This window comes from Weissella bombi (assembly GCF_900094835.1).
In the GTDB taxonomy this organism is placed as follows: domain Bacteria; phylum Bacillota; class Bacilli; order Lactobacillales; family Lactobacillaceae; genus Weissella; species Weissella bombi.
Window position 1 is genome coordinate 40,013 of the sequence record NZ_FMAO01000005.1, and the last position, 19,751, is coordinate 59,763.

Annotated in this window: 19 protein-coding genes and 2 riboswitches; of the genes, 3 read left to right on the forward strand and 16 right to left on the reverse strand. The window is 38.8% G+C overall.

What is annotated here, in order from left to right:
• Positions 1 to 28 precede the first annotated feature (28 nt).
• From GA0061074_RS04600 to alr, 8 genes are all read right to left on the reverse strand, one after another.
• Positions 29 to 1,093, reverse strand: a complete 1,065-nt coding sequence (locus GA0061074_RS04600; RefSeq protein WP_092462318.1) for an aspartate-semialdehyde dehydrogenase — start codon at positions 1,091 to 1,093, stop codon at positions 29 to 31.
• Positions 1,094 to 1,167: 74 nt separating this feature from the next.
• Positions 1,168 to 2,349 (reverse strand): aminotransferase class I/II-fold pyridoxal phosphate-dependent enzyme, encoded by a 1,182-nt coding sequence (locus GA0061074_RS04605; protein WP_092462320.1) that lies wholly within the window; start codon positions 2,347 to 2,349, stop codon positions 1,168 to 1,170.
• A gap of 43 nt (positions 2,350 to 2,392) precedes the next feature.
• Positions 2,393 to 3,133 carry a 4-hydroxy-tetrahydrodipicolinate reductase gene (gene dapB / locus GA0061074_RS04610; RefSeq protein ID WP_092462322.1) on the reverse strand — a complete coding sequence of 247 codons (741 nt, stop codon included), beginning with the start codon at positions 3,131 to 3,133 and terminating at the stop codon, positions 2,393 to 2,395.
• 5 nt (positions 3,134 to 3,138) lie between these two features.
• Positions 3,139 to 4,014, reverse strand: a complete 876-nt coding sequence (gene dapA, locus GA0061074_RS04615; protein ID WP_092462324.1) for a 4-hydroxy-tetrahydrodipicolinate synthase — start codon at positions 4,012 to 4,014, stop codon at positions 3,139 to 3,141.
• 14 nt (positions 4,015 to 4,028) lie between these two features.
• A complete protein-coding gene (locus tag GA0061074_RS04620; RefSeq protein ID WP_092462326.1) occupies positions 4,029 to 5,180 on the reverse strand; it encodes an N-acetyldiaminopimelate deacetylase in 1,152 nt (383 codons plus the stop codon).
• A gap of 18 nt (positions 5,181 to 5,198) precedes the next feature.
• On the reverse strand, positions 5,199 to 5,909 hold the full coding sequence (gene dapD / locus GA0061074_RS04625; RefSeq protein ID WP_092462328.1) for a 2,3,4,5-tetrahydropyridine-2,6-dicarboxylate N-acetyltransferase: 711 nt from the start codon (positions 5,907 to 5,909) through the stop codon (positions 5,199 to 5,201).
• A 23-nt stretch (positions 5,910 to 5,932) separates the two neighbouring features.
• Positions 5,933 to 7,219, reverse strand: coding sequence for a diaminopimelate decarboxylase (gene lysA / locus GA0061074_RS04630; protein WP_092462330.1), 1,287 nt, complete (start codon positions 7,217 to 7,219; stop codon positions 5,933 to 5,935).
• 12 nt (positions 7,220 to 7,231) lie between these two features.
• Positions 7,232 to 8,347, reverse strand: a complete 1,116-nt coding sequence (gene alr, locus GA0061074_RS04635) for an alanine racemase (RefSeq protein WP_092462332.1) — start codon at positions 8,345 to 8,347, stop codon at positions 7,232 to 7,234.
• Positions 8,348 to 8,440: 93 nt separating this feature from the next.
• A riboswitch (Lysine riboswitch) is annotated at positions 8,441 to 8,612 on the reverse strand.
• A 107-nt stretch (positions 8,613 to 8,719) separates the two neighbouring features.
• On the opposite strand from alr, the gene GA0061074_RS04640 reads away from it, so the two are divergent.
• Complete coding sequence (locus GA0061074_RS04640; protein ID WP_092462334.1) at positions 8,720 to 10,075, forward strand: aspartate kinase; 1,356 nt, start codon at positions 8,720 to 8,722, stop codon at positions 10,073 to 10,075.
• A gap of 72 nt (positions 10,076 to 10,147) precedes the next feature.
• Here the strand turns inward: GA0061074_RS04640 and GA0061074_RS04645 are convergent, their stop codons facing one another.
• Both GA0061074_RS04645 and rbsR read right to left on the reverse strand, forming a co-directional pair.
• Positions 10,148 to 11,170 carry a DUF3114 domain-containing protein gene (locus GA0061074_RS04645; RefSeq protein WP_092462336.1) on the reverse strand — a complete coding sequence of 341 codons (1,023 nt, stop codon included), beginning with the start codon at positions 11,168 to 11,170 and terminating at the stop codon, positions 10,148 to 10,150.
• A 39-nt stretch (positions 11,171 to 11,209) separates the two neighbouring features.
• On the reverse strand, positions 11,210 to 12,202 hold the full coding sequence (rbsR, locus tag GA0061074_RS04650; RefSeq protein ID WP_092462338.1) for a ribose utilization transcriptional repressor RbsR: 993 nt from the start codon (positions 12,200 to 12,202) through the stop codon (positions 11,210 to 11,212).
• 209 nt (positions 12,203 to 12,411) lie between these two features.
• Positions 12,412 to 12,505: riboswitch (THF riboswitch) on the forward strand.
• A gap of 39 nt (positions 12,506 to 12,544) precedes the next feature.
• On the opposite strand from rbsR, the gene GA0061074_RS04655 reads away from it, so the two are divergent.
• The gene (locus tag GA0061074_RS04655; protein WP_092462340.1) at positions 12,545 to 13,084 is read left to right on the forward strand and encodes a folate family ECF transporter S component; all 540 of its coding nucleotides are present in this window, start codon (positions 12,545 to 12,547) and stop codon (positions 13,082 to 13,084) included.
• Between the two features lie 126 nt (positions 13,085 to 13,210).
• Here the strand turns inward: GA0061074_RS04655 and GA0061074_RS04660 are convergent, their stop codons facing one another.
• Positions 13,211 to 13,525: a hypothetical protein gene (locus GA0061074_RS04660; RefSeq protein ID WP_092462342.1), complete on the reverse strand. Its 315-nt coding sequence runs from the start codon at positions 13,523 to 13,525 to the stop codon at positions 13,211 to 13,213.
• Between the two features lie 181 nt (positions 13,526 to 13,706).
• Between GA0061074_RS04660 and GA0061074_RS04665 the strand changes: the two genes are divergently transcribed.
• Positions 13,707 to 14,363, forward strand: a complete 657-nt coding sequence (locus GA0061074_RS04665; protein WP_092462344.1) for a metal-dependent transcriptional regulator — start codon at positions 13,707 to 13,709, stop codon at positions 14,361 to 14,363.
• Between the two features lie 59 nt (positions 14,364 to 14,422).
• Here the strand turns inward: GA0061074_RS04665 and GA0061074_RS04670 are convergent, their stop codons facing one another.
• From GA0061074_RS04670 to rlmD, 5 genes are all read right to left on the reverse strand, one after another.
• Complete coding sequence (locus GA0061074_RS04670) at positions 14,423 to 15,058, reverse strand: redox-sensing transcriptional repressor Rex (protein WP_092462346.1); 636 nt, start codon at positions 15,056 to 15,058, stop codon at positions 14,423 to 14,425.
• 188 nt (positions 15,059 to 15,246) lie between these two features.
• Positions 15,247 to 16,578: a DEAD/DEAH box helicase gene (locus GA0061074_RS04675; RefSeq protein ID WP_092462347.1), complete on the reverse strand. Its 1,332-nt coding sequence runs from the start codon at positions 16,576 to 16,578 to the stop codon at positions 15,247 to 15,249.
• A 25-nt stretch (positions 16,579 to 16,603) separates the two neighbouring features.
• Positions 16,604 to 17,596, reverse strand: coding sequence for a Gfo/Idh/MocA family protein (locus GA0061074_RS04680; RefSeq protein WP_092462349.1), 993 nt, complete (start codon positions 17,594 to 17,596; stop codon positions 16,604 to 16,606).
• A gap of 119 nt (positions 17,597 to 17,715) precedes the next feature.
• Positions 17,716 to 18,264, reverse strand: coding sequence for a cysteine hydrolase family protein (locus tag GA0061074_RS04685; protein ID WP_092462351.1), 549 nt, complete (start codon positions 18,262 to 18,264; stop codon positions 17,716 to 17,718).
• An 88-nt stretch (positions 18,265 to 18,352) separates the two neighbouring features.
• A complete protein-coding gene (gene rlmD / locus GA0061074_RS04690) occupies positions 18,353 to 19,723 on the reverse strand; it encodes a 23S rRNA (uracil(1939)-C(5))-methyltransferase RlmD (protein ID WP_092462353.1) in 1,371 nt (456 codons plus the stop codon).
• Between the last annotated feature and the right edge of the window lie 28 nt (positions 19,724 to 19,751).

Genomic DNA, 19,751 nt, shown 5'->3' on the forward strand with positions numbered 1-19,751 from the left:
CGCTTTTTATTTTATTAAACACTTATATCTAGGCTTGACTATGAATCAAATCACGCTTGGCTAGTTCTTCAGCAATTTGAACTGTATTCCACGCAGCGCCTTTTAGCAGATTATCGGAAACAACCCACATATTAAAACTACCTGGGTTTTCAACATCAGCACGAACACGACCGACAAAAGTTTCACGTTTACCAACTGCATTTAATGGTTGTGGATAAACTTGGTTAGCCGGATCGTCTTCTAAAACAACACCTGGTGCTGTTGCCAAAAGTTGCTGCACATCAGCACGAGTTGCAGTTTCATCATCAACAGTAACATAGACCGACTCACCATGACCAACTGGTACAGGTACTCGCACAGCCGTTGCAGTCACCTTGATTTGTGTTGCCTTAGGATCCCCAAACATAATTTTTTTCGTCTCCTGCATCATTTTTTGTTCTTCATAGGTGTAACCATCATCTTGGAACACATCAATCTGTGGCAACAAATTAAAAGCTAATGGATAATGCTTCTTATCGCCCTTAGTTGGTAAAATTTCAGCTGTTTCAGTTTCACCATCTAAATGTTGTTGTGCTTGTTGTAGTAATTCATCCCAAGCACGTTGTCCTGCACCTGAAGCTGCTTGATATGTTGAAACAATTACCTGCTTCAAGCCATATGCCTTACGCAACGGTTCAAGTGCCACCACCATTTGAATTGTTGAACAATTAGGATTAGCAATAATACCATGGTGGTTAGTTAACGCATCTGGATTAACTTCTGGTACCACCAAAGGGACATTTGGGTCCATACGCCATCTTGATGAATTATCAACAGCAACCGCTCCACGCTTTACAGCCTCTGGTAATAACTCACCTGCTAAAGTTCCACCTGCTGAAGCCAAAACTAAATCAACACCATCAAAAGATTCTGGCTTGGCTTCCTCTACCGTAATTGATTGTCCTTTAAATTGACGTGTTTGACCAGCTGAACGTGATGATGCTAATAATTTCAATGATTTTACTGGAATCGTTGATTGTTCTAACTGTGCCAAAATACGTGTCCCTACTGCACCGGTTGCTCCTAAAATTGCAACTTGATATCCTTCACTCATCCTTTGTTCCCCCAAAAATTTTTCTACACTAAAAGCACAATACTGAAAAACTCAGTTGTGCTTTACAATATTATTTATTTTTTCAAATCAACATAATGCTTTAGACGTGTCATTGCAGTCTGTAAATCCTCCGTTGAAGCTGCATAAGAAATACGAATATAGCCTTCACCACCAGCACCAAAAATTGAACCTGGTGCAATACCTAATTTAACCGTGTCTGCTAAATCATATACAAACTCAAGATCATTTGTATTTAGGAATTCTGGGATTTTGGCGAAAATATAAAAGGCACCACCCGGTTGTGCAGCTGTAAACCCTGCCTTAGCTAGACCATCTAAGACAAGATCGCGGCGCTTTTTATAAACGTCACGCATAGCGACAGGATCTTCACGACCATTACGCAATGCTTCCGTAGCACCTGCCATCATTGGGCCTGGTGCTGTTGACACCATTGACTGGTGGGCTTTACCAACCTGAGCCATCAGTGCAGCCGGACCGACAACGTAACCAACACGATAACCTGTCATAGCATGTGACTTTGATAAACCACTAATCAAAATGGTCTGCTCTGGTAGCAATTTAGCCATTGACGTGTGCTTAGCATCGTATACTAGCTCTGCATAAATTTCATCAGAAATAACCAACAAGTTATGTTCGCGCAAAATTTCAGCTAATGCTTCTAATTCAGCAACCGAATAAGTCACACCTGTTGGATTTGATGGATAATTCAACAAAATTGCTTTTGCATTCGGATGTGCATTTAACGTTGCGGTTAGTTTTGCTGGCGTTACGATAAAATCAGGTGCTGTATTCAACCCAATTACTTCAATATTACGTGTCTTTGCAACTGACTCGTAAAGTGGAAATGTTGGCGTTGGCACAATTAACTCATCTCCTGGATTAAATAAAGCATGGAAAGTTGCATTAATTGCTTCAGCAGCCCCTACTGTAACACTAATCTCTGATTTTGGATCATATCTTGGAGTATCAAAACGCTCTGTCAAATAGTCTGAAATAGCTTCGCGTAATGCCATTACACCTTGAGATGGTGAATAATGTGAATCGTCAGCAGCAACGTCATCAATAATTGCCTGCTTAACATGTTCCGGTGCTGAAAAATCAGGCTCACCCAATGTTAATTTTAAAATACCATCTATCTTTGAAAACTTATCGTCAACCACCCGAATTGGTGATGGGACAACATTGGCCAATGTTTTATTGATTTGACCGACTAACGCTTCATTCACTTCCACCATTTTTTACTTCTCCTTGGCATCCTAGCCTATGTTCTATTATCTATTATAATACCTTGTCCAAGCCTGTTTGCAATCCCTCAACAGTCTCAATCTGACGGATGGCTAAGGCAACACCACCCATAAATGATTCACGAGTAAATGATGTTTGCTTGATACGTAATGTTTCTCCTGGAGCGCCAAATACAACCTCTTCTTCAGCAACATAACCCGGTAAACGCATCGCATGTACAGGTACACCATCAATTTGATCACCACGAGCAGCGTCCTCATGGTTAGTAACAACTGGTGTTTGTTCACGTGCTTGGACAATTGCCTGAGCTGTAGCACGTGCTGTTCCAGAAGGTGCATCGACTTTCTTAGGATTATGAATTTCTAACACTTCAGCATCTGGTAAGTACTTTGCAGCTTGGGCGGCAAACTGCATTAGCAAAACACCTGACAGTGAAAAATTAGGTACAATCAAAGTTGATTGACCATTGTCTTCACTCAGCCGTGCTAACTGATCAACTTGCTCTGCTTGTAAACCACTCGTACCAACCACTAAATTAAAACCATGTTGCAATGCATATGTGCCATTATCGAACGCTGCATCTGGTCGTGTAACATCAACCCACACATCGGCCGTAACGTTAACATCAGTCAAAGATGTAAAGACCGGCACATCACTTTCACTTGGCGTATGTGCTAAAATGCCGACAAGTTCTAAATCCGCTTCATTTGCAATTAATTGTTGAATAGCGCGCCCCATCTTACCGAAGCCACCAGCTAAAAATACAGTTGTCATGTACATTATCCCTTTCGATCAAGTTTTGCTAAAACGTCCTGCGTTTCCGCTTCATCCAACGGTAAGATTGGCAAGCGGGTTACATTTTGTACCTCACCTTGATGTGCCAAAACCGCTTTAACTGGTGATGGCGATGGGTAGCTAAACAAGGCTAACATCTTTGGGGTTAACCAGCGTTGCATTTCACCTGCCTTAACAACATCACCTGAAGCTAGCGCTGCAAACAAATCCGTCATTTCTTTACTATATAAATGGGCCGCAACTGAAATAGTTCCAGCAGCACCAACAGCCTTAGCAGCCAAAGTTTGTGAGTCTTCCCCTGTGTAAACCTTAAAATCAGCTGGCGCATGTTCAACTAGATAGGCTAAATCATCAATACTTGTGACTTGTTTAACTGCGTTAATATTTGGATGCTCTGCTAATGTTAGAACACTTTCATTCGTCAAACCGACTACTGAACGTCCCGGAATATTGTAAACCATCACTGGCACAGTTGAAGCATCGGCAATTGCCTTAAAATGCGCAATCATCCCCTTCTGGTTTGGCTTACTGTAATAAGGTGTCACCGCCAAAACAGCATCAACACCAGCAATACCACTTACCTCTTTTGCTAGTGCAACTGAGTTAGCAGTGTTATTATCACCCACATTTGCAATCACTGGCCCATGGTCACCAACCTTGGCTGCAAAGTATGCATACAAAGCAATCTTTTCAGCATGTGTTAATGTTGGTGATTCACCTGTTGTGCCACCAATCACAAATCCTTGTGAACCCTCAGAAATCAAACGGCTTGTCAATGAATCCAAAGCCGGATAATCAATGGTATTATCTTGCGTAAATGGCGTAATAATCGCCGTAATCAAAGAAATATCTTCATACATTTTATTCACACTTTCTATTGTTTCATTCGCCAATCCAAAAACTTAATCATTGCGTGAACACCCGGCTCAATTGCTGATTCATCAGGTGCTAAGTGACTATCATGTAACCCATGTTCAGCATCACCAACACCTAACCAAAACATCGTGCCTGGAATTTGATTAATTAAATAACCAAAATCTTCACCCGTCATCGCTGGTTGTGATACCGCAAAATCAACATCTTCGTCATTTGCCATAAAAGTCATAAATGCAGCGGTTGTCTTTTCATCATTATTAACCGGCCAATAACCACCTTGATTTAATTCAAGATCAAAGGTTACGCCATACATCGTTGCTAAACTTTGGGCAATCTCACGTACACGCTGTTGCATCATTTCTAAGTCAGCTTGTTGAAAGGCGCGAATGGTACCAGCCAACTGCGCTTCATTAGGAATAACATTACCAATCGTTCCTGCCTGCAATTTACCAATCGTAATAACGCCACCATGTACTGGATCAACATTTCGTGAAACCACTGTTTGGACTGCCATCACAAATGAGGCAGCCGCCACGATTACATCCTGCGCTTGATGTGGAAAAGCCGCATGACCACCATGTCCTTTAATCGTCAAATGGATTTCAGTAGTCCCTGCAAATAGCGTTCCTTGTCGCGTTGCAATTTGACCGGCCGGCATTGCCGGTTGATCATGCAATGCATAAAATTCATCCGGTCGCCATTCATCAACAAACGTTCCCAATTCATATAATTGTTTACCACCTGCCTGTTCTTCTTCAGCTGGTTGAAACAAAAAAATCATATTGTCTGTTGGCTGATGCTCTGCAAAATGCGCTAATACACCTAATGCAACCGTCATATGAATATCATGACCACAAGCATGCATCACGCCCGCATTTTGTGATGCATATGGTAACTGTGTTTCTTCACTTATTGGTAAGGCATCAATATCTGTCCGATAACCTACTGTTCTTTTGGGATTACTACCGGTTAATCGCACTAACAAGGCCGTTGGAACAGCCGGAATTTCCCGAATAGTTAACCATGGTGACTCCCAAGACAAAATAATATCTTTTAGATAAGCCTGCGTTTTAAACTCCGCCATCGATAATTCCGGATAGGTATGTAAATGACGGCGAATCGCAATTAAATCAATATCAGCTATTGCCATTGCAACTCCCCTTTCCTATTATAATGAACGTAATGCATCAACCAAAGCTGTTTTAGCTTGTGTCTTTTCATCAATTGTTTTAATAACTTTGGCAGGAACACCTGCAACAACGGTATTTGCTGGTACATCCTTCGTAACAATAGCGCCCGCTGCAATGACAGCATTATCTCCAACTTGAACACCTTCGATGACAACTGCATTGGCACCAATTAAGACATTATCCCCAATTGTTACTGGTGTTGCTGAAGCAGGTTCAACAACGCCTGCCAATACAGCTCCTGCACCAACATGGCTATGAGCACCAACAATGGCACGACCACCTAGGACAGCTCCCATATCAATCATGGTACCGGCACCAATTTCAGCGCCGATATTAATAACTGCGCCCATCATGATAACAGCATTCTCACCAATCGCAACTTGATCACGAATGATTGCCCCTGGTTCAATACGAGCGGGTACATTCTCATAATCCAACAACGGTACACCACTATTACGTGCTAACAATTCAACATGATAGTCGGTAATCTTATCACCAGCTGCTGCAATAACTGGTTGAATTTCTTGATAATCACCAATTACTGTACCAGTTTTAGTTTCAATAAAAACTTGTACAGTTTCTGGCCAAGTAATCTGTGCCAAATCACCAGCTAAAGTAACGCGTGCTGGCGTCTTTTTAGGAGCCGTCGCAATGTAATTAATAATTTCTTGTGCATCTAAATTGTTCATTATTTTTCTCCCAAATTCTTTTTTTATTGATAGTGCTTATCTAAACGAAGCATGTCCGTATAAGTCTCACGTTCTACAACCAATTGGTCTTTGCCATCTTCAACAAAGACAACAGCCGGACGTGGATTGCGATTATAATTTGAAGCCATTGAATAACCGTAAGCACCGGTTGCCAACACTGCTAGAACATCCCCTGGTTTCGTCTGTGGTAACGCTTGTTCCCAAACTAACACATCCCCAGATTCACAATATTTACCAGCTACTCGAACCACCTGCTCAGACGGTGCTGATGGATTGTTTGCTAACACAGCTTCATACTTTGCTTCATATAATGCTGGGCGAATATTGTCACCCATACCACCATCAACAGACAGGTAACTACGAATACCGGGCACATCTTTTCTTGACCCAATCGTATATAGATTATAACCAGCAGGTCCTACAATTGCTCGTCCTGGCTCAATCCAAATTGTTGGCATTGTCATACCATATGCAGTGGTTTTTTCAGTAATCGTATCAATAATTGCCTCAACAAATTCAGTTGCAGGTAATGGTTGATCTTCTTTCGTATAACGAATACCAAACCCACCACCTGTATTGATAACTTGTGGTTCAAAGCCCCACTCATGAACCAAATCAACTAACTTGGTAGCGGCCATCTGAAAACCAGTAACATCAAAGATTTGCGAACCAATGTGAGCCGAAACTCCTAATACATTCAAATAAGGATCAGCTAATGTTTGTGCCAACGCCTGCTGGGCTTGACCACTATTAACATCAAAACCAAACTTACTATCAGTTTGACCCGTTGAAATATAGTCGTGTGTATGAGCTTCAACACCTGGCGTAATACGCAACAAAACATTTTGCTTTTGGTTACGCTCTGCTAATAAATCATGTAATAGATTAATCTCATAGAAATTATCTAAAATAATAGTTCCCAAACCATTATCAATAGCCATCCCTAATTCTTCAGCTGATTTATTATTACCATTGAAAGAAACATTGGCCATTGGGAAATTAGCGGCTAATGCCGTTTGAATTTCACCACCAGAAACAACATCCAAATGAATGTCTTCCTGCGCAGCAACTTCATACATTGCCACTGTTGCAAATGCCTTTGAAGCATATGAAACGGCATAATCTATGTGGCGGTTAATAAAAACCGTCTTAAAAGCGCGCATTTGGTTCCGAATACTATTTACATCGTATACATACAATGGTGTTTGATACTTTTGTGCCAATGATGTGGCGGTTACACCACCAATTGTTAGTTCACCAGCTTGATTAACTTGATATGGTACTGCCATAAATTTTCCCCTTTAATCTACGATTACACGCATTAAGCGTTCTTGTAAGCCAGTCGCAACAACCCATGGTGCTAATGAAACATGTTGTGCAACATCTTCTAGTGTATTTTCATATTGTCCTTGTTGACCAATAATCGTGACGGTTGTGCCAACTGGTAGCTCTTCCGGCAATGAAATCATCATTTGATCCATTGCTAAGTTACCAACAATAGGTGCCTTTTGACCATTTACTAATACCTCAAAACCCTTTAACGGTCTTGGCAACCCATCAGCATATCCAATTGGCAGAGTACCAATCCACTCGCCTTCCTGAGTATGGTACGTATGACCATAACTAATTGCTGCATTGGCAGGCATTTTTTTAACATAAATCAATTCTGTTTCTAATGTTAATACTGGTTTTAAATAATTATCTGGTAATACTGACCCTCTTGAAGGTTCCATACCATATATCACCGTACCTGCTCGAATATAATCAGTTGGTATTTCATCGGCATGATATAATGCTGCACCTGAGTTTGCTAAATGAACCATTGGTGGCATTGGCAAATCATCTGTTAATGTATGCCAATTAGCCAACTGTTCATGAAAATAATCATTATTCAATGAATCAGCTTCCGCAAAGTGTGTCATGATACTTTGATATATAAATGGCGTTTCGGATTGTTGTAGATACGTTATTGCCTCAGCCAACTCATCACGTTCTCTAAAACCAATTCGACCCATACCGGTATCAACACCCAAATTAACTTGTAGTGGATTAGCGGTTGCGCCAAGGTTATCAGCTGCTTGCCTTAACCATGCTACATCACTAACGGTTGCAATCAGATCATTATCTGCCATTAACTTAGCATATTGCGGTAAAGTAATGCCTAAAATTAGAATTGGTACGGTAATCCCGACTTGGCGTAATGCTAATGCTTCGTCCAAAACAGCAACTGCTAAACCATCGACGCCACCCTTAATTGCTGCTTGTGCCATTGTTTGTAGTCCAAAACCATAAGCATTGGCCTTTACTGCTAGGAACATAAACTTAGCGCCACTCATCTCCCTCGTAACAGTGACATTATGCGTAATTGCAGATTTCGAAATCTTAATTTTAGTTGGTCTTGTTATTGCTACTACCATGTTTTGAACCCCTATTTTCAATTTCTGACACAAAAAAACCGGTCGACAGGCACCACTGCACTGTCAACCGGACATAAATTCATTCCATAAGACTGTGACAATAGCTCCCCGCTTACTAGCGACAGTCTAATAGCTGTTAACTATCATCCCAACAATTCAAACTGCACTATTTGAATCACTTCGGCAACCGCTCCTTTTACTTAATTTCTTCACCTGTGCAGGCTCCATTAAGCGACTCTTATTGGTTGCAACCTCTATTAATCATTAACGTATCATTAGAATATATTAATTTTTGTGTCATGTCAACACTTGACATTAATCTTTTTTTCACTTTTAATTAGTGCCAATTAGAATTTTATTTGGAGGAAAAAAATGAAAGTTGTAAAATTTGGTGGTTCATCCCTCGCAACTGGTGAGCAAGTACAAAAAGTTTTTAACATCATCCAAGCCGATGAAAATCGTAAAGTCGTTGTTGTATCAGCACCTGGTAAGCGTTTCAGTGGTGACATCAAGGTAACTGATTTACTAAAAACATATGCTGATCAAACCATTGCTGGTGAAGATATCACAGATATTTTGTTAACTATTTTAAATCGTTACCAAGATATTGCTCAATATTTTGGATTAGAAGAAAATAAGATTATTCCTCAAATAAAGCGCCAGTTAATACAATTAAATCGCGTGCATTATCCTTCATTTGACCACTTATACGCTGCCTTCATGGGACATGGTGAACTACTCAATGCACAACTAATTGCTTGTATCCTACAAGCAATTGGTCAACCGGCTGTTTTTGTGTCACCCATGGACTTGGGGATGGTAGTTAGTGGCTCACCTCGTGCCGCTCGCTTAGATCCAACTAGCTATGAACGCATGCACAATTTTCAATATGACCCAAATAAATTATTAATTGTTCCTGGTTTTATCACATATACCAATGATGGTTATGCAGCCACTTTTAGTCGAGGTGGTTCTGACATCACAGGTGCAATTTTAGCACGGGGATTGCACGCCGATTTGTATGAAAATTTCACTGATGTTTCAGCAATTTACTCTGTCAATCCGGGCATCGTCACTAATCCTAAATCAATTGAAAGAATGACTTACAGAGAGATGCGTGAACTTTCATATGCCGGCTTCGCAGTTTTCCACGATGAAGCCATTATTCCTGTTATCGAGGCAAATATACCAATTAATGTTAAAAACACTAATGACCCTGAAGCCCCGGGCACAATGATTGTGCCTAATCAAGCAATTACACCCACTTCACCAGTAACTGGGATTGCAAACGACGATCGTTTTGCAGCACTTTATTTACACCGTTATTTGCTTAACCGTGAAGTTGGTTTTACATTGAAAATTTTACAAATTCTCGCATCATACAATGTCAGTTATGAACATATGCCTTCTGGAATTGATGACATGACAATCATCTTTGATAAGTCTCAATTATCTCCCACTATTAAGGCCCATATTAGCCATGATTTGTATCAAACAATTGCTCCCGATGAGCTTGAATGGCTTGATGATTACGCCATTATTATGGTGGTCGGTGAAGGTATGCAAAAAAATATTGGTACCTTAACAAAGATCACAGCTGCTTTAGCCGAGGCCAATATTAACTTACCGATGGTTAATCAAGGTGCTTCGCAAATTTCAACGATGCTCGGTGTACCAGTTGATAAGATGAAGCAAGCCGTTCAAGTTATTTATGACGCTGTTTTTTAAAAAAATTATTTAATATTAAAAGGACATCAATTCACAATTTTATGAATCGATGTCCTTTTTAATATTTTTATTCTAAAATTTATTTTTAGCAAAATTACGTAACTCTGATTCTAACCCAGCATGACGATTGGCAGGTTTCACATCTAATGATTGATGAATTTGTCCACCTGCATTTGCATAATTAGTTGATTCAGTATTAGCAATCATCTGTAATTCAGCCAATGAATAATCTGTTGTTACATCAGAAAACATGAGCGCACCACGTTTTGTGACCGTTTCATGTGCCTCCAACGCTGTCCACATTGATACTAATTCGCCTTGACCATCAAAAATTAATTCTAAGTGATAACCCGGCATTGCCATCTTTACATTACTTTTATCAGCAACACCACGGTTATGGAAATCAGCCTTCGGATATGAAACTGGTGTACCCGTTAACTGTACAATACCTTCCGCAACATCTTCTTGTTTCAAACTATCACGTTGTATTAAATCAACCACTGGTTTGCTTAAATAGTAGCGTAACTGATTGTCGATCACTTTATCTAGTTGACGGCTAGTTTCATATTTAGAATTAATTCCGTTCCATGCATGGTGCTTTAAGCGCATCATAAACGCAACTTGCTTAACAAATTCTAGATAGTCTTGTACTTCCGCCATATTTTCAACATGCAAATAATATAAATCAGCATTTTGATTTTCATTTCTAGTTGGCCAATTACCTAATTTAGTCATTTTAACGAAATTTGTTGAACCAACTGTCATCCCCAAAATACTATACAACATCTCTAATCGATCAGTTGCTGGCGTACCACCACGATGAAAACCGGCCACATACATTTTCGTAAATAAAGCTGAACCAACACGGTGTGCTTGGGACCACGCTGTTGATAGTACATCCTGCATGGTCTCGTCGCTTAATTGCTCATTATCAAAAATTTCGTCAACATAAGCTGCAATTGATTTTGGTAGCCAACCATCATTCACGAGATGCGTAGTTTGTGTTGATAAAGTTGCTGTCATTAATGTCCGGCGCTTATCCACCTTCTTGGGCGACTTTATTAATTCTCGCGTTCGTTTAAACAATCCTGTCATTCTAAAATGACCTCCTCGCTACAAATAGCTTACCATATTTTACATTAACGGTGCCGTTGAAGACCGAGTAATTAATTTTGTGTCAAATGCTGTGACCTGACGCGTCATATCCGGTTCTTTAATACGTTCGATAACCGTCTTTATTGCTGCCTTAACTACTAGATCCACCGGTTGTTGTACCGTTGTTAATGCTGGTGTAAAAAACTCAGCATAATCTGTATCATCATAACCAACAACAGACATATCTTCAGGCACTCGAATACCATGGGCTGTTAACCCAGATATCAATCCAACCGCTAATTCATCATTTAAAGCAAAAGCGGCTGTAGCCTGCGTAATTGAAACAGCCATCGCAGCAGCACGACCAGCATGCTTAGTTAAATTACGAGTCGTCACTTCACTAATTTTTGCACCTGCGGCTAACATCGTTTCTTTAAATGCAGCCGTTCGATACAATAAATTATCAGTGTAAAGTTGATTACCCAACAACACAACGTGCTTATGACCCAAGTCTAACAAATGTTGCGCTACTAAACGACCCCCAACTTTATCTGATGCGTAAACAGCATCAGCATCAGCTAGTTCATCATGATTTTCTAATACAACCATCGCAATGCCACGTTTTTTTAAACTTTGAGAAATCGCAACTGGTTCTGTTAATTGACTAACCACAATAATACCATGAGCGCCTGAATTAACCAGTGTTTCAATGGCTTGATCAGCTGCATGACGCTCGGCCGTCATAATTGATAACGACGTATTTTCAGGCAAATATTCTTGCATTTTTTGCACAATATTGCCAAAAAATTGAATCTGTAAACTTGGCACGACCACACCAATCAACATATTAGTGCCCTGCTTTAAACTACGTGCACTAGCATTTGGTACATAGCCAATTTCATCACGGGCAGCTAAAACTTTTGCCTTCGTTTTCTCTGAAAAACGACTGCCCTTACCATTTAAAACTTGTGAAACAGTAGCAATGGATACACCAGCTAAACTGGCCACATCTCTAATTGAAACTTTCCCCATTTAAACACCTCTATTCCATAAAGTATATTGTAACGCAAATCGCCATGTCATTGACAACGATATATCATGGATTATTTTTTAAATTCAGATAACGTGTATTAAAACATTTTACCAACATTTAAACAATTTAAAAACCTTTTTACCTCATTTTATATAAAATGTCTGTTTACTTTAATCACAAGAGCAGTATAATATTAATTTGTAAGTCACACAGGGTAGATTAAGATGCGTCAAGTGCTGTGGAAACGGAATGTGGGCCACGGACGAAGGATTTCCCGCGATATCTTAATCACATTCACTGTAACAAGTGAAACCCTCCAATATCAAAGGAGGTGTTTTCAAATGAAAACATTAGCATATGGATTACCACGATTACGCACAAAGCAGTTAGCATTGTTAGGCATTTTAATGGCCTTACAACTTGTCATTAGCCGCTTCTCACTCGGGACAGCAACACTTAAAGTTGGTTTTACCTTCTTGATTGTCGGCATCATTGCCAAATGGTACGGCCCCTATTGGGGGATGCTGGTTGCTACTGTTATGGATGTTATTAGCAGCTTAATGAATGGCTATGGCTACTTTTGGGGCTTTACCATTTCAGCAATTGTTGCTGCTGGTATTTATGGTTTTTCATTTTATGGTCGCCAAACGATTTCTTGGTTGCGCCTGATTATTACCGTTTTCTTAGTATTACTCATCGTCAACGTTATGCTTAATACATTATGGGTGACAATGATTGGTAATATTCATAATATGCAAACCATTATGTCATTGCTTTGGTTGCGTATTATCAAACAAGTTATTTTCTGGCCAATCCAGAGTATTCTATTATATTTTTTGCTTAATAATAAAACAATTGAAGAAGTACATCGTAAAATTTAATAACAGAAGGGACAGCAATCTTACCATTATCATGGTGAAATTGCTGTCCCTTTTGTTTATATTACAAATTTATAAATCCATCAAAATTACTAATTATAGAAATTAGAAATTGCTTTTAACCTATTATTAGTAACTTCGATGAACAGTAAAACCACTATTACAACACGCTGCTTCAAATGCATTAGCAAACTTATTACGCACATCAGGCGTTGCAAATACCAACTTTGTCTCTGTATAAATATCACCACAACCAACTCGATACACACAACTGTCATACACTTGACCAACATATACCTCAGGCTGACATGACCTTGTGTTTTCTAATGCAGTAACTAATTCTTTAACAAGGTAATCCGGAATATCTCGTGTATTCTTCAATAAATGATGAATAATTGCACAACTCGTTAACCTGTTATTACCACTTGCCGTCGTTAGTACCATACTTATCCTCCCATTTCCACAACAATAATTAACAACTAAACAAACTTATATTTTCATCATAACTAATTATTTTTGTTTTATCAAGTACACGACAATGTTCATTCTAGAAAAAATTATCATCAAAAAAATATGTTATAATTAATACCATTAACCAATACATAAAACGAGGAATTTTTACATTATGACCGAATCCATTTCTAAAACACAGTATCTGCAAACAATATTAGAATTAAGCGGTGGCGATGAATCAACAAAAATTTCAAATAACCAAATTGCTGAACACTTAAATGTCACCCCTTCTTCCGTATCAAATATGCTAGCAAAGCTACAAGAAGCTGGTGAAGTTGACGTTGTTCCTTACTACGGCGTTACCCTTACAAAACCCGGTCGTGCAACTGCTTTACGTTTAATCCGTTCACATCGTTTAATTGAAACATTCGGTGCTACTAAGTTGGGCCTATCAATTTCTGAAGCACATTCAAATGCCGATAACCTCGATCATGATGCCGATGACCAATTCATTAACGCCCTTGATAAATATTTAGGATTCCCAAAATTAAGCCCACATGGTCTAGTTATTCCCGATATTGAACATCACTACTCACCAAAGTCACTACGTTCCCTACGTGAAGCTAATGATGGTGAAACGATTACAATTAATAGTTTCACAGAAGATTTAGAATTACTACAATACACGGAAACATTACACTTAGGTCTTAACACTGTCTGGACAATTAAAGAACGTTTACCATTTGAGGGTCCATTAGTATTAGTATCCGATGATGCAACCTTACAGGTAACCCAGCATGCGGCTGACTTCATTTATGTAAATGATTAAATTTTATAATAAACTATAAAAAACTGACGTTACACATGTATGTAACGTCAGTTTTTTGTTTATTTGTCTCCAAAATTATTGATAAAGTACAACAATGTTTGAAGCTCATTTGTAAGGTCCACGTTTTGTACACGAATGTTACTTGGCACATCTAAACGTAATGGCGTGAAATTAAGGATACCACGAATACCTGCACTAGCTAAACGCTTAGCAACATCTTGTGCAACGTCTGCCGGTACGGTGACAATTGCAACATCAATTCGTTGATCCATAATTTGTGTTTCCAAATCATCAAGACTATATACTGGAATACCTGATTGAATGGTATTCACAATTTCCGGATTAATATCAAATGCCGCCGCAATACGTGCATTTGAACTTTGATGGAAATTAAAGTTTAATAGTGCTTGGCCTAGATTACCAACCCCAACTAATGCAACAGAAGCCAATGTATCTTGGTTCAAAATTTCACCAAAGAAATTCATCAAAGCTTCAACATCATAACCATAACCACGCTTACCAAGCGCCCCAAAATAAGAAAAATCGCGTCGAATTGTTGCGGCATCAAACTTTACCGCTTCAGATAATTCATTTGATGAAACGCGAACAGTCCCAGAATCAAGTAACAACTTCAAATAACGATAGTAAATTGGCAATCGCTTTGCCGTTGCTCTAGGAATATCATGTTCAACCATTTAGTTCGACCTCGTTTTTAAAAATTTAACAAGTTTCACAAGCAAAATTAAATATTGTGAAACCACCACTACCTATAATCATACCATAAGCAGCAATTTATGTGAATGAAATAACAATTAATAATTCACAAACCAGGCTTTTTTGTAAGCGGTTTACTTCAATAAGGTGCTTGCTTGAAACACTATAATTAGTGCTTTGACTTTGGCTTTCCTTTATTTTTACGATGCTTTCTTTTCGCATGCTTCTCTTTTGCTAAGCGATCTTGTCGTGACACATTAGGTTGACTGCTAGTTGCCTTTTTGACCGTTTTCTTTGATTGCGTATTGTCTTTATCCTCAACGCGAACACCAGTTTTCTGAGTTGCCACACGCTGCTGATTACCACTATGTTTCTTTTGTTGATAAGTTTTATCAGTCTTTGCGACCGGCGTAGCTTTTTGAGAAACAATCGTTTTAACACCACTAACTGTCTTAATTTCAACGGCCACCATTTTCTTCAAATCACGTAAATCATGATCATTACCAAATGAAATAACAAGACCAGCTTTCCCCATGCGCCCAGTACGACCAGCGCGATGCGTATAAGTCTCACCATCACGTGGTAAATCAAAATTAATGACAGCCGGCAAATCTGGTATATCCAAACCACGAGCCGCAACATCAGTTGTTAACAAAAACTTTGCTGTTCCCTTACGGAAATTAGTTAATGACTTCGCACGTGTTGTACTTGAATCACCTCGCACCAATGTTGCCATGGCAACGTGTTCATGTGCTAGGAAACTAGCTGTAATCTTTAATTGCTTAGTTGTATTAAAGAATACCATCGCTTGAAAATGCTTTTGTGTTGCTAATTGACGTAAGCGTTTTTGGCGTTGATCACGTGCTGTTGGCCAAAATTCATGTTTAATCGCCGTTGGAATTTCTACATGGCGTTGATCTATTCGTAAGAAATCACGCTCAAAAAGACCACTAGCTATAGTTGTATCAACTTCAGTTGCACCAAACAAAGCGACTTGCACATCTTCATCATCAATTGCGTCCCAAATTTGATCAATTTGGTTAGCTGTATCATCACGAAGCAATTCATCGGCTTCATCAAGAATCAATGTTCGCAAACGTTTTAACTTTAATTTACCATTACCAATTAATTCGCTAACTCGCCCAGGTGTACCAACTAAAATTTCAGGATGCTTTTTTAAGCGATCCAACTGATGTTTAACATTAGCACCACCCGTTAATGATAGTACCTTTAATGACAAGACATTGGCCCAATCACGCACAACACGTGTCGTTTGCATCGCCAACTCTTGTGAAGGTGCCAAAATTAATAATTGTTCACCATCATCTGGTACTAATTCGGGTAATAATGGCCATGTAAATGCCAAAGTCTTACCAGTACCAGTTGGTGCCAACGCATCAATTGATTTTCCTTCTGCTAAAGGCTCAGCAACAGCCTCTTGTATCGGTGTTAGGGTTGTAAACCCCACACTTGTTAAACGTTCTTCAAAACGGGAATCCATGTTTTCTCCTTATATCTAACAAGTGCTATTTATCGGCAGGAAATACAATACCTGCATCTTGTCGTAAGTCAAATAGCACTTGGTTAACAGTTTGACTTAATGTCAATAATTTCTGATATTCTTCAGCTGTCTCAGCTTGATTTGTCATCATATCCGCAAAAATTTCTGCTTCAGGAACCATCGGATTATCGACAGGCGCCTGACTTAATTCATGTGCAACCTTATCTGCATCATAATAAGTAATATCCAATACTTCAGCAATATCACCAATCACTAATGTGTCGCGCAATCCCAAAATTTCTGAATCTAAATGACTATTAGATCCTTTACCAAATTCAATTGTGACATCAAAATCTTGATAACGGAAAATAGCAATCCCACGACCATCTGACCCATTACGTAATGGTGTTGCAAAATAGTGAGTTGATTGTGGCTTACCGAATAATTTAATCGCTGCATAAATTGGATAGATACCTAAATCTGTCAACGCACCTGCACTAAATTTGCGACTCAAAACATTAGGTTCCTTGCCTGCCAAATAATCATCGAAGCGTGATGAATATTTTTCATAAACAAACGTAGCACCTGAAATTTTCTCCATTTTTGCTACTTGGTCTTCAATGATTTTAAAATTAGGTTGTTGAATATGACGAGCTGCCTCAAACATACGTACATCTTTATGTTCTGCAAGCAATGCCATAATTTCATCATATTCATCAGGATTTGAAAATGCTGATTTCTCCACAATGACATGAAGATCATGCTTAATGGCTGCTTTAACTTGTTCAAAATGAACACTATTGGGTGAAGCAATATAAACGACGTTAATACCACTGTTATAAAATTCTTCCAAATCAGTATAAACAGCATCAACATTAAAATCTTGACCAAATTCTTGACCGGTTGTTGTGTGTCGCGAATAAATAGCGGTCAACTCATATTTACCTGATTCATGCGCTGCTTCTACAAATTGCTTTGTAATCCAGTTTGTACCGATGATACCCAGTTTGTAAGTCATAATCCATCTCCTTTTAATCCGTTTCATGCGATTAGCCAATGTTTATTATACCATTTACAACAATAAAAAAAGTTGCCTTAAATCATATAAATGATAAAAAGCAACAAACACCTCGTAATTTAAATAACGGTTGCGCCTAGACTGTTTTTAAAATGTTGTAAGGCCCATTCCTGACCGTGTTCAGTAAAAGTGGCTACGCCAGCTTGTGGAATCGTCAAATTATAATTTAGATTATAACCGTATACTGCTGTATGCAGCACACAAATATCTGTACATACCCCAACAAGCCACAAATCATCAATGTGTCGCTCTCTTAGAAAATTATCTAAGTTCGTATTTTGAAAAGCTGAATAACGATTTTTGTCAAAACGATAAACTTTTTCATTATCTTGATTTGCTACATACCAATCCTGCAAGCGACCGTAATATTGTTGCCCCCATGTGCCCACAATATTATGCGGTGGAAATATCTTATGCTCTGGGTGATAAATATCATTTTCAAAATGCCCATCAGTAGGCAAAATAACATAATCATCATTATCTAAAAATTTTTGTGCTTGCTCCAAAATATATGGTTCCAAAGCTTGACCTGGTTTACCACAAGTCAAAGTACCTTTATCATCAACAAAATCGTTTGTATAATCAATAATCAGTAGTGCTTTTGTCATGTCTTGTCACCCTCCTGCATTGATTGTACCACGCTTTTAAATGAAAAACAGTTAGCAAAATATCTTCGCTAACTGTTTTCATAAATTATTAATTTTTACGCTCAAGTACCGTTACTGATTCAATGTGCGTTGTTTGTGGGAATTGATCAACGGGTTGTACATCCCCCTTGATTTCATAACCATTTTCTTCAAATTGTACAATGTCACGTACTAAGGTTGCCGGATTGCAGCTAATATAAACAATCTTCTTTGGTGCCATCTTAGCAGCTGCATCGATCAATTCAGGTGTCAATCCCTTACGTGGTGGATCAACGAAGATAACATCAGGTTTCAAGCCGTCTTGTTGCCAAGCAACCATCTTTTCTTCAGCTTTACCTAATTCAAATTTAACATTATGAACATTGTTCAAATCTGCATTACGCTTAGCATCATCGATAGCTGCAGGAACAACTTCAACACCGATAACTGATTTAACCTTATCAGCAATCGTCAATGAAATTGTACCAATACCTGAATAAGCATCGATAACCGTTTCATCACCAGTCAATTCAGCTTTATCAGCCGCTAACTTGTACAAAACTTCAGTCGTTTGTGGGTTAACTTGGTAGAATGAATTTGGTCCAATAGCAAATGTCTTATCAAACAAAGTATCTTTAATAACCTTGTTTCCCCATAGGACATGGTTTACATCCCCTAGAATAACATTTGTCTTATCTTGGTTAACGTTTTGAATAATTGACGTTACTTCAGGCAAAGCATTCTTAATCTCTGGAATGATGATATTTGCACCAGGAATACGCTTTGAACGTGTTACCAAAACAACCATCATTTCATGTGAGTAGTAACCACGGCGAACCATGATGTTACGGATAACACCTTTATGATTAACCTCATCATAGGCAGCCACGTGGAATTTACGCAAAATATCACGAATAATTACAATGGCCTTATCAATTTCAGGATCTTGAATATAGAAATCTTCAATTGGCATTAGGCGGTGTGAACCACGACGGAAGAATCCAGTTGTCAATTGACCTTTGATTTCACGTGCTGGAATTTGTGCCTTATTACGGTAACCAGTTGGGTTTTCCATCCCAATTGTTGGGGCAACATTAACATCAACGTGTTGCTTACGGAACAACTCACTAATTTGTTGTTGCTTAAACTTTAATTGTGCATCATATTTTAGATGTGCCAATGGTGCAATTCCCGTTGTTAGGGCTGCACTATTAACATCGTTATTACGGTTTGGGGATGCTTCTAACGTCTTTACAACACGTCCGAAAGCATAATTAGTTGTAACTTTAGTAATACCTACCCGAATTTTTTCTCCAGGCACTGCATTTGTTACGAAGATGGGAAAATCATTAACCTTAACCACACCATTACCTTGGTAGGTTAGATCAATAACTTCAGCATCAAACTCTTGATTTTTAACCACTGGGGCTTTCTTCTTCATTACTTTCTCCTTCTTTGGCCTTTGCGAC

Bases quoted from the DNA above. Each gene is read 5' to 3' on its own strand.
- GA0061074_RS04600 (WP_092462318.1), bottom strand. From the start codon at position 1,093: ATGAGTGAAGGATATCAAGTTGCAATTTTAGGAGCAACCGGTGCAGTA.
- GA0061074_RS04605 (WP_092462320.1), bottom strand. From the start codon at position 2,349: ATGGTGGAAGTGAATGAAGCGTTAGTCGGTCAAATCAATAAAACATTG.
- dapB (WP_092462322.1), bottom strand. From the start codon at position 3,133: ATGACAACTGTATTTTTAGCTGGTGGCTTCGGTAAGATGGGGCGCGCT.
- dapA (WP_092462324.1), bottom strand. From the start codon at position 4,014: ATGTATGAAGATATTTCTTTGATTACGGCGATTATTACGCCATTTACG.
- GA0061074_RS04620 (WP_092462326.1), bottom strand. From the start codon at position 5,180: ATGGCAATAGCTGATATTGATTTAATTGCGATTCGCCGTCATTTACAT.
- dapD (WP_092462328.1), bottom strand. From the start codon at position 5,909: ATGAACAATTTAGATGCACAAGAAATTATTAATTACATTGCGACGGCT.
- lysA (WP_092462330.1), bottom strand. From the start codon at position 7,219: ATGGCAGTACCATATCAAGTTAATCAAGCTGGTGAACTAACAATTGGT.
- alr (WP_092462332.1), bottom strand. From the start codon at position 8,347: ATGGTAGTAGCAATAACAAGACCAACTAAAATTAAGATTTCGAAATCT.
- GA0061074_RS04640 (WP_092462334.1), top strand. From the start codon at position 8,720: ATGAAAGTTGTAAAATTTGGTGGTTCATCCCTCGCAACTGGTGAGCAA.
- GA0061074_RS04645 (WP_092462336.1), bottom strand. From the start codon at position 11,170: ATGACAGGATTGTTTAAACGAACGCGAGAATTAATAAAGTCGCCCAAG.
- rbsR (WP_092462338.1), bottom strand. From the start codon at position 12,202: ATGGGGAAAGTTTCAATTAGAGATGTGGCCAGTTTAGCTGGTGTATCC.
- GA0061074_RS04655 (WP_092462340.1), top strand. From the start codon at position 12,545: ATGAAAACATTAGCATATGGATTACCACGATTACGCACAAAGCAGTTA.
- GA0061074_RS04660 (WP_092462342.1), bottom strand. From the start codon at position 13,525: ATGGTACTAACGACGGCAAGTGGTAATAACAGGTTAACGAGTTGTGCA.
- GA0061074_RS04665 (WP_092462344.1), top strand. From the start codon at position 13,707: ATGACCGAATCCATTTCTAAAACACAGTATCTGCAAACAATATTAGAA.
- GA0061074_RS04670 (WP_092462346.1), bottom strand. From the start codon at position 15,058: ATGGTTGAACATGATATTCCTAGAGCAACGGCAAAGCGATTGCCAATT.
- GA0061074_RS04675 (WP_092462347.1), bottom strand. From the start codon at position 16,578: ATGGATTCCCGTTTTGAAGAACGTTTAACAAGTGTGGGGTTTACAACC.
- GA0061074_RS04680 (WP_092462349.1), bottom strand. From the start codon at position 17,596: ATGACTTACAAACTGGGTATCATCGGTACAAACTGGATTACAAAGCAA.
- GA0061074_RS04685 (WP_092462351.1), bottom strand. From the start codon at position 18,264: ATGACAAAAGCACTACTGATTATTGATTATACAAACGATTTTGTTGAT.
- rlmD (WP_092462353.1), bottom strand. From the start codon at position 19,723: ATGAAGAAGAAAGCCCCAGTGGTTAAAAATCAAGAGTTTGATGCTGAA.